12 protein-coding genes are annotated in these 14,323 nt (G+C 38.1%); 4 read left to right on the forward strand and 8 right to left on the reverse strand.

What is annotated here, in order from left to right:
* Positions 1-133 precede the first annotated feature (133 nt).
* Genes EGC82_RS18115 through EGC82_RS18125 form a run of 3 tightly spaced genes read right to left on the reverse strand, consistent with a single transcriptional unit; the run spans position 134 to position 1,751 of the window.
* Positions 134-364: a hypothetical protein gene (locus EGC82_RS18115; protein ID WP_124731993.1), complete on the reverse strand. Its 231-nt coding sequence runs from the start codon at positions 362-364 to the stop codon at positions 134-136.
* Positions 361-1,530 (reverse strand): site-specific integrase, encoded by a 1,170-nt coding sequence (locus tag EGC82_RS18120; protein ID WP_124731994.1) that lies wholly within the window; start codon positions 1,528-1,530, stop codon positions 361-363. Before EGC82_RS18120 ends, EGC82_RS18115 begins: the two co-directional genes overlap by 4 nt.
* 14 nt (positions 1,531-1,544) lie before the next feature.
* Positions 1,545-1,751, reverse strand: coding sequence for a hypothetical protein (locus tag EGC82_RS18125; RefSeq protein ID WP_124731995.1), 207 nt, complete (start codon positions 1,749-1,751; stop codon positions 1,545-1,547).
* Between the two features lie 136 nt (positions 1,752-1,887).
* Here EGC82_RS18125 and EGC82_RS18130 point away from each other — a divergent pair, with 136 nt between their 5' ends.
* The 4 genes from EGC82_RS18130 to EGC82_RS18145 all read left to right on the forward strand — a co-directional run bounded on the left by EGC82_RS18130 (position 1,888) and on the right by EGC82_RS18145 (position 4,551).
* The gene (locus EGC82_RS18130; RefSeq protein ID WP_283104478.1) at positions 1,888-2,085 is read left to right on the forward strand and encodes a helix-turn-helix domain-containing protein; all 198 of its coding nucleotides are present in this window, start codon (positions 1,888-1,890) and stop codon (positions 2,083-2,085) included.
* 37 nt (positions 2,086-2,122) lie between these two features.
* Complete coding sequence (locus EGC82_RS18135; RefSeq protein WP_124731997.1) at positions 2,123-2,374, forward strand: hypothetical protein; 252 nt, start codon at positions 2,123-2,125, stop codon at positions 2,372-2,374.
* A 198-nt stretch (positions 2,375-2,572) separates the two neighbouring features.
* On the forward strand, positions 2,573-2,914 hold the full coding sequence (locus tag EGC82_RS18140) for a hypothetical protein (protein ID WP_124731998.1): 342 nt from the start codon (positions 2,573-2,575) through the stop codon (positions 2,912-2,914).
* A 92-nt stretch (positions 2,915-3,006) separates the two neighbouring features.
* Complete coding sequence (locus tag EGC82_RS18145) at positions 3,007-4,551, forward strand: DNA cytosine methyltransferase (RefSeq protein ID WP_208646906.1); 1,545 nt, start codon at positions 3,007-3,009, stop codon at positions 4,549-4,551.
* Positions 4,552-4,607: 56 nt separating this feature from the next.
* Here the strand turns inward: EGC82_RS18145 and EGC82_RS18150 are convergent, their stop codons facing one another.
* From EGC82_RS18150 to EGC82_RS18170, 5 genes are read right to left on the reverse strand one after another with little or no spacing between them, the layout of a single operon-like run.
* Positions 4,608-6,422 carry an AIPR family protein gene (locus tag EGC82_RS18150; protein ID WP_124731999.1) on the reverse strand — a complete coding sequence of 605 codons (1,815 nt, stop codon included), beginning with the start codon at positions 6,420-6,422 and terminating at the stop codon, positions 4,608-4,610.
* Positions 6,413-7,438, reverse strand: a complete 1,026-nt coding sequence (locus EGC82_RS18155; protein ID WP_164839160.1) for a PD-(D/E)XK motif protein — start codon at positions 7,436-7,438, stop codon at positions 6,413-6,415. Before EGC82_RS18155 ends, EGC82_RS18150 begins: the two co-directional genes overlap by 10 nt.
* Positions 7,422-10,271, reverse strand: coding sequence for a Z1 domain-containing protein (locus EGC82_RS18160; protein WP_124732001.1), 2,850 nt, complete (start codon positions 10,269-10,271; stop codon positions 7,422-7,424). Before EGC82_RS18160 ends, EGC82_RS18155 begins: the two co-directional genes overlap by 17 nt.
* 18 nt (positions 10,272-10,289) lie before the next feature.
* Positions 10,290-11,735 carry an ATP-binding protein gene (locus tag EGC82_RS18165; protein WP_124732002.1) on the reverse strand — a complete coding sequence of 482 codons (1,446 nt, stop codon included), beginning with the start codon at positions 11,733-11,735 and terminating at the stop codon, positions 10,290-10,292.
* A 35-nt stretch (positions 11,736-11,770) separates the two neighbouring features.
* Positions 11,771-14,188 (reverse strand): sigma-70 family RNA polymerase sigma factor, encoded by a 2,418-nt coding sequence (locus EGC82_RS18170; protein ID WP_164839161.1) that lies wholly within the window; start codon positions 14,186-14,188, stop codon positions 11,771-11,773.
* Positions 14,189-14,323 lie beyond the last annotated feature (135 nt).

The raw sequence follows: 14,323 nt of genomic DNA on the forward strand, positions 1-14,323 counted from the left end.
TACTATTCCACATTAACTGTAAGTAACGATGCTATAGCGCGACAGGCCAGACTTTAATAAGCAAAATACACCGGTCAATGTTGACGGTGCACTTTGCTTATTGAAGTTAAATGTTAATGGCCATTATTATGCTTCAATATAAATACCCATTAGATTCTAATTGCCGTTTAAGCTTATGCTCCCACCACAGAATATCAGGGACTTCGGTCTTAGGGTCGATAGACTCAATCCAGTCTACGAGCGCTGAATGATTAGTTTTTTGGCTAGCCATTCCGAGTAAACATATCAATTCTCGACCTGCTGGTTGGCAGTAAAAACGTTGGCATAAGTAATAAGCTAGATTAGTGCATGTATTACGATTCATAGGTTTTTTTCCTCAATTTTTTGATTTAAAAATGCTTCAAATGCACTGCCGTCTCGACGAGTTAAATTGGGCACATACCGCGAGTAAACCGTAAATAACATGTTGGTATTAGCATGCCCCATTTGCCGTGCAATCCACTCAGGAGACTCGCCAGAGGCCAACCACAACGTAGCTGCTGTATGGCGGGTCTGATAAGGATTTCGCTGAGGGATCTTAGCTATATTCAACGTCGGGTACCAAACACGATAAGACATGTTTTTATTATTCATGGGCATGCCACAAGCGGTTTGAAATACAAAGCCTTTACCTGTCGACTTTTTTGCATGCAGGGTTAATGCTTCAAAAACTAAATCATTCATATCGATCTCTCTTAGGGATGTTTTAGTCTTTACTGGACCAAGCTTATTTCTCACCCAGGACCCACGGATTAAAATTTGTCGTCGAACAAAGTCAACATTTTCCCACTGCAGGCCATCTATCTCACCGGTACGCATACCAGTAAAAAAGCGCACTAAAAAGTAACAACGAAAATCAGGCCTAACAAACTCTAAAAATTTAAACACTTCATCAAGTGTAAAAGGGTGAACAGGCTTACGATTTACCGGCAATGGTTTAATAGACTTCCAAGGACTCACAAAATCATATCGCTCAGAAGCATCATTTAGCACCACCCGCAAAGGTGATAAAATTTGGTTGATGCGAGAGGCGGATAACGCTTTGCCAAAAGCTTGGCCATCGACTAAATCAGCCCTAAACTTTAATATTTCGGCCTTAGTGATTGCCTGTATGTTGTGATCACTAAATCGAGGAATAATATAAAGTTCTAAAATATCTTCGATTGTCCTCAACTGCGATGGACGCCACTCAGGTCGTTTTTCCAATAACCATTGCGCTATAAACTCGCTAACAGAAGGTGTTGAGCCGGCTTGTTTTATTGCTGTCATACGGTCGTATTCTTGAAATTTTTTGACCTGCTTGCTGTTAGGGAAGTGCCGAGCGTATTCAAATTGATTCAAATGTATTTCTGCCTCAATTCGCTTTAACACTGCGGTAGCCCTTTTACGGTTTGCGGCATTATCTTCAAGGGTTGTCATCTCGCGACAACGTATACCTCTGTACCTAAAATCAATCTGCAACTTGTTGCTTCGTGTATTTATTGTGCCCATCTAATCGCCCTCCTCTACTTAGTAGGTAAAATGTCGGAGTAACCGAACAACATTAACTGCTCAACACTTTCCCAAATAAATAAAATTTTGCGGCCACCAAATGGTCGGATGTAATGCACTCCTTCGAGTAAAATGGCATCTTTCAATTGATCGCGAATGGTTCTTGCATCATATTTAATGCGTGAAGAAAGCTCTTCTGCTGTTAAATAAGTATTAGACATAATATACTCTCCGATAGGTCATTTGATTCCATAGGAAGCCCCTTTAACCTCCTATAGAACAAATTTATGCTCATTTATTATCTTTTGCAAGCATTTTTTATCTGCAGGAGAACATTTTGTTTTATGGGAGTATATTTTGAAGTGTAATCTTTCAAGGATTCTCGGAGAAAAACGGTTAAAAGTTTCAGATGTTGCCAGAGACACTGATATCAATAGAGGCACAATAACTCGTCTTTACAATGACACCGCGACTCGAGTTGAGCTTGATGTGATTGAAACGCTTTGCAAGTACTTAAATGTAGAGATCGGTGAGTTGTTAGAGATACAAGATTAGAACCAAACTCAGTTAGACTATGCTCTAAGGAGCAATTATGACAACTAGCCATAATAAACGTAACCAGCTAGATATCGCGATAGACCCGTTTTTGTCTCAGAACGAAAAAGACTACCTAGTTCCCTTATTATTGGCTTGGTCTGGTGGCGCTGAAGCAGCTTTAAGCTGGTTTAAAAGCGAACCATTGCCGGCTTATGGCAATTTAACACCCCAACAATTATGTGAATCAGGTAAAGCAGAAAGCTTCGTTGAGTATGTTAAAGGATTAGAGTTGGGTGGTTTCGCATGAGCTATGCCTGAAATAGGTAGGCGAATTAACAGTTCAATGTAATGGTAATAATAACAGACTGTCTACAATGGATTTTGAGAAGCTGTATTATGAGAACTTAGAAAATGTGCAGAAAACTAGGGGGGGAGAACAGCACTATTCTAAATATTTAGCTTTAAAGGTAATGACTATTACCTGTCATTAAGGAGATGCTGATTGATGTTATTCAAAAACGAATTTGGTAATGATTTTGACTTAGGTTTCAATCTAAACGATTACCCTTATCTTAAAGATAAAAGTTGGCACAACGATGTAAGCCCAAGCTTTTACTTTAGTATCGGCTCACAGTACTACGTCTTATGGGTTGATCACGCTGCCCCTGCCGAACGTGAAGACTCAAACAGCCGTTACTTAATCCAAGGAGCCACAAACGAAAGTAATGAAACACATCCAGAAATCTACAGTTCTGATGGTGACATAATTTTTGAAAGTGAATTGTTCGAAGATATAAGAACTTTTTTGGAGAGTCTTACTTGTCAACAAGGTCATACAGTTAGCTAATACCTGAAACATTGAGTATTTGATAGACTAGTATAAGCATCATTATCCTGGTATCCTGGCTATTCTAATATTTCCAAGATGTAATGATTAAAATGTCTAATTCACCAATACCAATTATCGATTTATTCGCAGGCCCAGGTGGTCTTGGCGAAGGTTTTTCATCACTTAAAAATAATCAATGCTTCAACATTATCGTATCTGCAGAAAAAGATTCTTCGGCTCATGAAACACTTAGACTTCGGGCCTTCTTCAGGATATTACTCAGAGAAAATACTGAAGGGTTACAGGATTATTATGACTTTTGTAACGGTAAGACTGATAAACCCCATACATCTAAAACTATAAAAGAATGGGAACAGGCAGGATTAGAAGCTCGCCAAATCACATTAGGCTCCCCTGAAGGCAATACAGAACTAGACCAAATTATCGAAAATAACCTAGATACGAATAAACCTTGGGTTCTAATCGGTGGCCCTCCATGTCAAGCATATTCTTTAGTGGGCCGAGCGAGAAATAAAGGAAATGCAGAATATAAAGCTGAAGAGGATCATCGTCATTTTCTATACAAAGAATATTTAAGGATTATTCAACAATATCATCCTGCCATTTTTGTGATGGAGAATGTAAAAGGGATCCTGTCGGCCAAAGTAGGAGGTAAAAGAATATTTGACGAAATACTTAATGACCTAGTAGATCCCGACGCCGCTCTTAAAGCCTCAAAATCAGGCCATACATACAGAATATGTTCACTAGTTGATAACCAAATCTTTAGAAAAGGAAATGATCCCAGTTTATTAGATCCCAAAAGATTTATTATTAAAGCTGAGGAGTTCGGGATCCCACAAGCACGGCACCGTGTAATACTTGTAGGTATCAGAGATGATATCTCTGGTGTGCTTGAATCGTTAACAAAGCACGATTCAGTGACAGTTGATGAGGTGATTGGTAACCTTCCAGAACTACGAAGCAAACTCAGTAAAGGGCCTGATTCTGCAGAAGCTTGGCAAGCTTGTATTGAAGCACAGCTTAAAGCTTTGGCAAATTCAACCACCAGTAAAAAACTTGCTGTAGAACTCTCACAAACAGCCAAATACATTACCAAAAATGGCTCTCCTGGCAGTATAAGGTATCCAAAGTCATCCGGTAACGGTTCGACTGAGATACCGTATCTTGATGAATGGTATCTAGATTCAAAATTAAATGTTTGGCTTAACAATGAAACTCGTGGACACATGAATAGCGACTTAGGTCGTTATGGATATGCGGCATGTTTTGCAAAAGTGTTTGGAAAATCACCGAAGGGGCATAAAGAGTTTGATTTGCCGGGTTTACGGCCTGAGCATAAAAACTGGGAAAGTGGGAAATTCTCAGATAGGTTCAGAGTCCAGCTTAGTAAAGCACCATCCACTACAATAACTAGCCATATTTCGAAAGATGGACACTACTTTATTCATTACGATCCACTACAATGTCGCAGCCTTACCGTCAGGGAAGCTGCTAGATTACAAACCTTCCCTGATAATTACTTCTTTCAAGGCAATAGGACACAACAGTTCCACCAAGTAGGAAATGCTGTACCGCCACTATTGGCAAAGAAAATTAGTGTCGTCATTCTGAATCTACTCAATAGAAATTAATAAAGAACATGAAATAGGCAAATTTTTATTGCTTATTCCATGTTTTTGCTTCAAAGTTAATCTTTGATGCTTTTAATTTCTGGTGCTGTAATCATAAATATAGATGATGAATACTTTACTTCTTGCATAATTTTCCAACATTCTTCTTTTTTTGCCCACTCAGAAACCATTCTTTCATTTGCTGACTTATGAAGTCCTGCATGAACTTCTTCAGATAGGTTTACTATTAATTGCTGAAATGAATGGGATATACCTTGGTTTTCCCATATAGAATTGAAATTAATTTTTGAACCTAACTTCAAGAATATAATAGAAAGCGTATAAACCGTTATGTTGGCTTGAAAAGCTTTATATTTTGTTCGTATGATTTTCTGCGTTGTATTAAAGAGTATTGCTTGCGCAACGAGACTTTTATAATCACTTAACGTAGGAAGTTCCTTCCCTGATGGCCATCTATACGTAGATATTGAATCCATGAATTTTTGAAAATTATTTTGAGCCCCCAAAGATACTATATGTGGCTTTAAGGCATATATATTTAAATATTTTGCCATATCTGGTTTGGTTATTTTTCTTGCTGGTGGCATCGAAGCTTTAAGGCTTTTTTGCTTAGCAGATGTTGTACCTTCGCGCTCAATCATGACCTTGTAACTTCCTGCAGCACGCTCATAGAACCAACGTCCAACACCATCAGGGCAATAAGTTGATTGCGCATGATTCTCTAAAGTCACATGTAGCTTGTCATTAGCAGCAAAATCAGATTGTTTAATCGCATTTTGGCTATTTGCATAACGGGAAATATCCGCTATCAATTTTTCTTCATCTTGTGAATTGCTAGCTCTCAAAATTATCAATTTGGCAGGAATTCTAACCCTAGACAAATCGACATCATTGTATTTCTTTTGTGTAAAGTATAATGAGGCTGATGTTTGGCCGCCATTTACAATCTGCATTCCTTTCAACCAAGTAATACCTGGACTCCCATCAGCAGCTCTACCTAAATGAACTTCATCTGCAACGATTACTAAACCATTGTTATAAGCCATGAAACGTTCTGGTTCATTCCTAAGAGTATCCCTAATTCCTTTATTTACCTTTCCGGTAACACTCAAGAAAGAGCGAACATTTGCTTCAAGAATTCTAGAGCCATACTTATCATAAATAAACCGAAGCGCCTCACCCGGGATTACTGTCATAGCATAATCATATTCACTCATTTGACCTGGAACCCACACACATGGGAGAGGCCCACCAGCAACCTCTTCGAAATTAACGGTGAGTTCATCTCGAGGCTTACCTTCAGAAAGGTGTCTATACAATCGCTCAACATCCATTACCTCAAGCTTGATTGTTTTATCTTGTATTTCTCTCGATTGGAACTGCTTTGACTTGGCATTCAAGACTCTGTCAGTTAACACATAAACTCGAATTTGCTCTAGAGTAGAATAGTTATCTTCAATTGCTTGCGCTAATAGGAAAGCTTCACTGGAATCATCCATTTGCTTCGCTAGCTTTTTCTCGGCACATTTAGATACAAAACGAAGGCAATAATCAGCCACCTTAGCTGCTTCAGATGTTGTCACAGAAACGATTTCATCTACATCTGAGTAAAGACTTACAAAAAGATCTAACTGGTCGAGTTCGTCAGACATTGCATAGCCACTCATACGAACATTTGTATTACCCACTTTTGCATCAAAATGACAAACAACAGGCTCAAATGTCATACCGACATCGTACATATGTTGCATTATTACTTCTGTAAAAACTGATTCTGGATATGGATACGGCTCTCCTGGTATTGCAAGTCTTTCATTCAATAACTCTCGAACTTCTGCATTAGTTTGTCTAAGAAAATCAATTAATTCCATATTTGACTCACATCTAATTTATTTAAAACTATATTCAATGGCACATCAACACATACCAAATCATCTATATCAATTTCATATTTGGCGAATTTAACCCCTGTAGGTACATTTGCAGGAATTAAACGAGGGAAATTAGAATCCACAAGCACAATGCGTATTTCTTTCACCACAAAACATCTTGTATAACTTTCCTGATGACTCTCATGGTAGCCCGCAATCAACAAACGACTCAAAAGCTCCTCTTGGAGTGATGGTTGTGAAAATAAAATTTCACTTATTATTTCAACCAACTTAGGTAGGCTAACACCACCAGTCTGAATATTTAGTCGGACAGCACCGAAGTAAAGAGGATTTATAATTGAATCATCCAGCTGTTCTAATGAAAGAATTTTTGCAGGGAAACCCTTTTCTGCAAGAGTTGATTTAACTTCGATTGCCCCATACTCAAAGATAAAGTCTTGTAGTCCACCGCTTGGGCCAAACCATGCTTTTAAGGCACTTAATGGCTCGACACCATTCAAGAGTAGATACTTTAAAAAAACTAGTTCACCATAAAGACCAATCTCAGCCTCAGAGCTTAATGTTTTTTGAGATCGACTCATAAATTCTTGCCAAGCTCTTATCCTTCCAATAAAAAGACTAAAAATATTACTCTGAGATAGTTCGGATTTTTTTATGAGAATATTCATGATATCTCTAATCATTCCAAGAAATATCTCTAGACTTCCAGAAGATGTCCTAATGAGCCCAATCCATTTATAATTGGAATCTAAACTAGCATCTGAGATGCTTTCTACATGGAATCCTTTTCCTTTTGGTAGTTGCTTTGAGTTTGGAGAAGACTCTAATTTAAAACCTATTATCAATGCTTCCTCATTTTCGGGATAATGTCGCCCAGCCATTATCTTACAGCCACTAGAAGCTGTGACGAAAACAGCTTGCCAACCAGAAGATTGATTTACTTCGGCTAAAGCACTCCATGCTGCCTTTATTTCATCTTCAATATTCTGAGCCATATTCTTGTTCCCACAGTACATTATTCACTTCGTATTTAACTTTTGTTCCACTATCACTTCCCGGAAAACTAATCCCAAAAGAAACCACAGGAATAGAAATATCGGAATAATCTTTAATTTCTGATGGATCTAGAAGGTAGATTAACAATAACCCGCGCTGAGGATTTTTAGGAACACCAACAGCCCCGAAGCCCCTAATCTTTCTAATTGCTGGGCCGCTCGGATTTGCAGGTTCTTTGCTTTCAGGCTCATTACTTGTTCGTCCAGGATCATTCACCCCTGCTGTGCGGGTTAGCTTTAGTGCTTCCAACCAAGCGTTATCATCTAGGTCAACACCCTCGTCAATTGGAGATAGTAAACGGCCTATTGAATATCTATCTTCAGAGTTACCTTTATGTTTTCTTGTAACCAATGGAATCTCATATTTGTTTTCGAGAAAAAAACATGGGACTGACTTATCTTTATTTTGCTTCTTGGTCATAATAGCTACAGTCCAAGAGGTGAGCTCTCCCTGCATAGTCAAACTTTGTATGAAATCTGATAACACTTTACTATTAACTTTCATGGCTGCTGGATGAGTTTTATAATCAACAAGAAATTGAATAATCAAGTCAGCCGGGACATTTAACCACTGCCGGCCAGGCGATCCTTTTCGGTCTCGTTCGGGAACGGCTTCTGAACAACCCATACCCAGAATAAGTTGTTCAAATGCATTCAAATTTGATCTTAATGAAGCTTGATCTTTAAGTAATGAAACTGTTTCAACCGATTGACCACTAAATGAAAGGTAAAGACTCTTGGAGCTTCGCATTTTTAGCCTAGATGTAACCATCAATACCGGATGAGACATTACCTTAAGGCCATATTCGCGAGGAGTTGCTCCAGAGGCCTTCATTAAATCGAATTCTTCTCTAAGTTCTTCTGAAGCATCTGCGATGTGCTCGAACCACTCAACCAACTCATCAGTCGTATATAAACGACAAAGATCCAAATAATCGGGGCGATAACCGAACCAGCGGCCCATTTGCATAAGGGTATCGTACATACGAGAAGCTCTGAGAAAATAACTTGTACAAAGACCTTCTAAGGTCAATCCCCTTGCAAGCTTATCTCCACCGATAGCTATAACTTTTAGCCCAACAGCACAATCGGCATAATCAAGCGCTTCTTTGGCAAAACCATTAATAGCTCTAACTTCGATTTCTGAAATTGCAGAAGGTAAATCATCTTCTATTTGTGCCCAAGTAATTAGGTTTTTACTCGCTAATTCAGAATTGACTTTATATATTTTCTCAGACGTAGGTACGAAGTCTTCTTCCCATAAGGATTTAAGATTTTCTATTACTGTTGAGTAGTCTATCTTACGGACTAATCGTTGCTTCAGCCATTCAACATAACCTTCAACCTGCTCTTTAACGACGCCTTGGACAGAAGTGAACCTTGTCACATGTACGAGCATGGAACAATGATCGTCTTTTTGTCCTCTTAAACGCCTAATGCAACACGTCAAAACAAAAGATTCAATAGCTTGTTTAAGGGAAGCAGGTATCCCATGATCTTCTTCGCAAGCAGGAATATAACCATTCTTATGCTTAGTTGGCATCCAACCAGTTTTTTCATCTAAAGAACAATGATCTTTTACTTGCCGAGTTAAAGGTAATCCCCCCTCTCTTCCATTTTCAGAGTTAATCCCAAAAATCTTCGCGGGTCCAACATAATTAGACGATGCTGAAAGGTTTGAAATAAAGGCCGTAGGGAATAGATCTGGCCCTTCTTTAATGGTTTGACCTCGTTCGTGAATAAAAATATTGGCAAATGGTGTTGCGGTGTACCCCACATAAGCACTTCTTGTAAAAGTATGTAATATTTGTCGGGTTAATCTATTTATTGTCTTAGGTTGATGCTCCAAATCAGGCAAACCGCTCTCATCAAATTGCTGCTCACCGGTATCAACAGAAGCATTATCAGCTTCATCATCTATAACTAGTAACGGTAAATGAGTGACAATTTTTCGGTTTGTATCCTTGTCTTTTGTATTTGCTACATGATTCTCAATCCACTTAAGTAGCCTTTCCAATACTGATTTATTTTTTTTGACTACAAATAACCACGGGCGCTGTTCCGGTGAAATACCAAGATGTTTAGCTGCTTTAATATTAAAATCACCTTTTTCAGAGCGATTAGTTGCAAAGTTGGGCCTGATAAAAGGATCCTTATCAATAAGTCCAACTCCGACAGCATGTATTTCATCTTCGATAAGGCTTGTTGTATAACCAAGAAAACCTTCATCTAAGCGAATTTGAGTCTGTGAGCGAAGGTTGTTATGCATACCGGCCAGAACAATAATAATTTTATAACCAGCGTCAGCAGCTTTACAAATTAGTCCAGTATAATTACCTGTTTTTCCCGACTGCACATGCCCAACAACTAAACCTCTCCTATCCCAAGGCCCATCTCTATTGGGGTCTTCTAAATTAGACAATATTTGATCTGTTGATTTATTAAGACCTTCTACGATGTTCCATGACAATTTCTTTTCCTGAAGCTCCCTATACCTCTGCCAATAACGCCAACTCTGTTTTCGATCCTGATTCAACCAAGGTATATGCCCTTCGTTGTTAACAAGAGTTGCATTATCTCCGACCCAAGTACTAGCCCTTCTTATTAGCTCAGCGATCACAGCATCGCGATTTAAGGTTTCAGACCATTCCTTTTTTATTGAAAGAGCTATACTTATTTTCTCTTCAATCATAGAAGGGTTAACATCCACTTCATCCTCAAGCAAATTTTGTACAAATGCTAAAACTTTGAGATCAACTGTATTCAATGCCATTAAATTTTCCTTGAGCAATCATAGCTCTTTTTTTAAAGATGAAATAAGTTCTGGGTAATCATGAAAAGGTTCTGTTGCAAGTAACTTATCTTTGGCCGCTTCAGCACTGTACCCTTTTTTCTGTGTTAGATTACTGTACATTAGTTGAAGTATGCTAATAACTTCCTGTGAGGCTTCACCCTCAAATTTTTTTCTAGGGATTTCTTTATTATCAGCTGTATCAAGCCATATTCGCTGAACAGGAATAGTCTCTTCGAGCACTCTTAGCATAATCTTAACTTGAGGAAGCATTGCTCCTGCATCATCTAATACAGCTCTCACTGCCGGATGGTTCTCATCAATACGATATCGAACACCGTCAGCTTTCTGCTCAGTTTTCCATGCTTGAATTACAAGTTGAGCTTTACCGCCTCGATTAGGTTTACCTCGAGCAGCAAAGGCTTTTCGGGCACGAGAACGAGTATCTTCAGCTAACTGCATTAACCACTTTTTAACCGCCACTGGCGGAGTTGCTGAAACCTTTCGAATATCAATTTCCCACTCTGAATCCTCAGTATTGGGAATATCAAGTTGTATTCTAGCCAGCCGATGAGCCTCTTCTTTTGTCCAGGCTCGACCTTTACCTAATCCGAGCCAGCTTCCTGCCAATAACAATCGTTTATTTCTATACACATAAAAACCTTGCTGTGCAGTCCAGCCATTTGGTCCACCAGCTAACTCAAACTCTTTATCACTGAGTCTATCTTGGTGAGGTAAAACATGACATTCTACGCTTACATCTCGTTTGGTCGGACTAAAATAAGCCAAAGGAGAATTCCAAGCCTTGGCAGGATGCCCCCGTAGGAAAGGGTCCCAAGAACGTACTTTGGCACCATTGATATATAGTTCGAACTTATTCAATTTATCATCTAAGTAACGATGAAAAGTCATTGCTAGATGTCGCTCTACTTTATCTATTAAATCTAAAAAGTGTTGTGAAGTGAACCCCTTAGAGACTATACGATCTAATTTCTCCCATAATACTAAGGTACCTTGCTTTTTACTTCTCTGCTCTGTAATAAACATTTCACTGCCTTTCGCTGGCCCCTCTAAAAGCTGCCATCTATCGCTACTTGCTAGTATATCTAAATCCCAGCGCAGTGAATTAAATTGTCTATTACAGCTAGTTGCTACAGTTAGACTTCTGCATTGAGAAAAGGATGCAGTTTTTAATCCTAATCCAAATCGCCCTAAATCATTACTATTACGATCATCAAGAGGGTTTAACTCCCCAAGTCGCATAGCCTTATCAAGACCTTCAGCATCCATTCCGGATCCGTTATCAATAATTTCAATTCGACTTAGGCTAGCAGCCCAGATGAAGTTAATTTCTACTTTGCTCGCTTTAGCAGAAATACTATTATCAACAATGTCAGCTAATGCCAATGCTGTCGTATAACCCAATCCTCTTAAAGCTTCTACCATTGCACCAGCTCTAGGTGGAGCATCTCTTGAGCCATTCATATATATTTATCGTCCCTAGCAATATATTCATCAATCGCTTCCATTCCTAAAAAATCTCTAAGGTGGTTCGAACGAGAAACATGAGCTATCTTCTTCAATGTCTTTGCTTCAATCTGCCGGATTCTTTCCCGAGTAACACCATACCTAGAACCAACTTCTTCAAGAGTAAAATCATCCTCGTTATCAATACCAAATCTTAGTTTTAAGATGTTTTTTTCTTTATCTTTTAACTCTTCAAGTAATTTATGTATGTGCATATCTCTATCCTGAGAAATCAGTATTTCCTCAGGATTGTCAGCGTCATCAGTTAAATACTCTTCAACCTTTTGATTTTCATCATCAGACTCTAAATATAGAGATTTCTGTAATCGCTCTAGCTGTTGACCGGAGATCTCAAGAACAGATGCCAATTCGTCAAAAGTAGGCTCTCGTCCATAAAGAGAAAATAATGATTGGGATACCGAGCTGTATTTATTAATTAGCTCGATCATATGAACGGGTATACGAATTGTCTTAGCTTGATCAGCAATATATCTGGTAATAGATTGCCTTATCCACCAAGTTGCATAAGTAGAAAATTTGTAACCAAGCTTGTAGTTAAACCTATCCACAGCTTTCATTAGTCCTAAATTACCCTCTTGGATTAGATCCAATAGGTCAATCCCTCTTCCTTGATATTTATTCGCAATAGTTATTGCCAATTTTAGATTAGCTAATATCATATCGTTCTTTGCGGCAGAGCATATTCTCTGCCCATCGTAAACGTCTTTCAGTATCTTATTCTTTAATTCACAACTAACAGACACATTATCAGCCAGATCAGAATGTTCAATTTCGTTGGCACAACTGGATATTAAATTTTCTAATACATTTTCTGTAAGGATTAAATTCTCAAAAACATTTATAAAACTAGAGCTTACGACATTAACCTCACACGTGTTAATTTCTGCCAACTCTATTTTAAGAGTTTTTATATGCTGAAAAATCCTCTCAAATGGGTAAGAATGTTCTAACGGCTCATCATCTAAATCATTTTCATTGAGAAGTTCATCATCTTGAGTAAATGTATCATTTAATCCGGTGATATATTTCTTTAACTCAGAAGCAGGTTCGTCAGCATTCACGGCCTCATTATAGATTTTAAGAATATACTTATGTGTGGTTGGAGCATTAGCTAAAGCCTGCATGATCCGCTTCAATCCAGACTCTATAAGCTTACCTATCTCAGCTTCTTGAACCCTAGTTAAAATAGCTCTTTTCGGTAAACCAGCTAGGTAGTATGTTGTAGGATCATCACGACTAAACAAAGTGTGTTCTAATAATTCAACAGCTTCATTTGTGGAATGCTCTTCATCAATTGAGATGTGATCACTTTCGGGAATTATTTCAAAAAAGTCATCCAATATAGTAATACCGGACATTTGAAGGATTTGCTTACAATGAAAGACTTTATGAGCTAATTTTTCATCGTATTGTTGGAGAATTGTATTATCCTGATCAACTTTAAAATTGTCGCTGTTTTTTACTCCTTTTAAGTTAAGTATTTCGCGAAATAACTTTGACTCATAGATGCTAGAAACAGAGCTAATTAGCTGCCGTTCACAAATAGACCCTGTGTTAATTACTAAAGAAAAGAATTCCCTGAAACCATCATGAATAGATTTGCTTCTGAAAAGATCGGTATTAAAGCTTTCTATCTCAGGCAAATCAATAATAATGTCTGACCAATCCTCTCTGTTGTCTACAAGAAAGTGGTTACTGATATGATTCTGAGCTACCTGAGCTGAAGCCTTACTCTCAAAATTTTCCTCTGGTTTATCTATATCTGTGAGGATGACCCATCCATCGCTATCTTCATGTTCACCAACGCCGTCAAGACTAATGAACGTTGTTGGGAAGGTCTCTATTGACCTATGCTTATTTGAATTTATAGGAGCTGTATCTTGAGTATTTGGGGTAATATTTTTAAAGCTTTCTTTATCACTAGGGATATCTAAAGCCCCGGATAAATCAATATATGTCTGACTCTCAGTTTCAGGATTTATCAGAGTTATTTCAGAAACCTTGTTAGGTTGAGCAACTTCTCTTGGATAAGCTACATCTACGTTCTTAGGTGCTTTGAGATTGAGATGACTCACCAAAGTATCATGAATATCATAATACATATTTTCTTTAGCGTAATCTTTAGCTTTCTGGCCTTTATTATCTTCAATCTCTGTATCTGCGCCAGCCAATAAAAGCAGCTGACAGATATCGTGAAGTCCCTTACTAGCGGCAAGCATTAAAGGGGTTGCACCATTATTATCTTTGAGATTAGCAGTAAGAGCTACTTTCAAGTGAGCTCTTACTGCTATTTCTGAACCAGATAAAATGGCCAGTTTCATTAAGTGTCCAAACTTATTCTTAACTTTCAAATCGGACTCCATGTTAGACTTCACTGCTAATCCTTTTGCATCTAAATAGACAAATTTACTAAATCCGCGAAGTATTAATTATCTATTTAACTATCAAAAAAAACTTTCTACGATACTAATCTATAGATACTTCAA

This window comes from Shewanella livingstonensis, assembly GCF_003855395.1.
GTDB classification, from domain to species: domain Bacteria; phylum Pseudomonadota; class Gammaproteobacteria; order Enterobacterales; family Shewanellaceae; genus Shewanella; species Shewanella livingstonensis.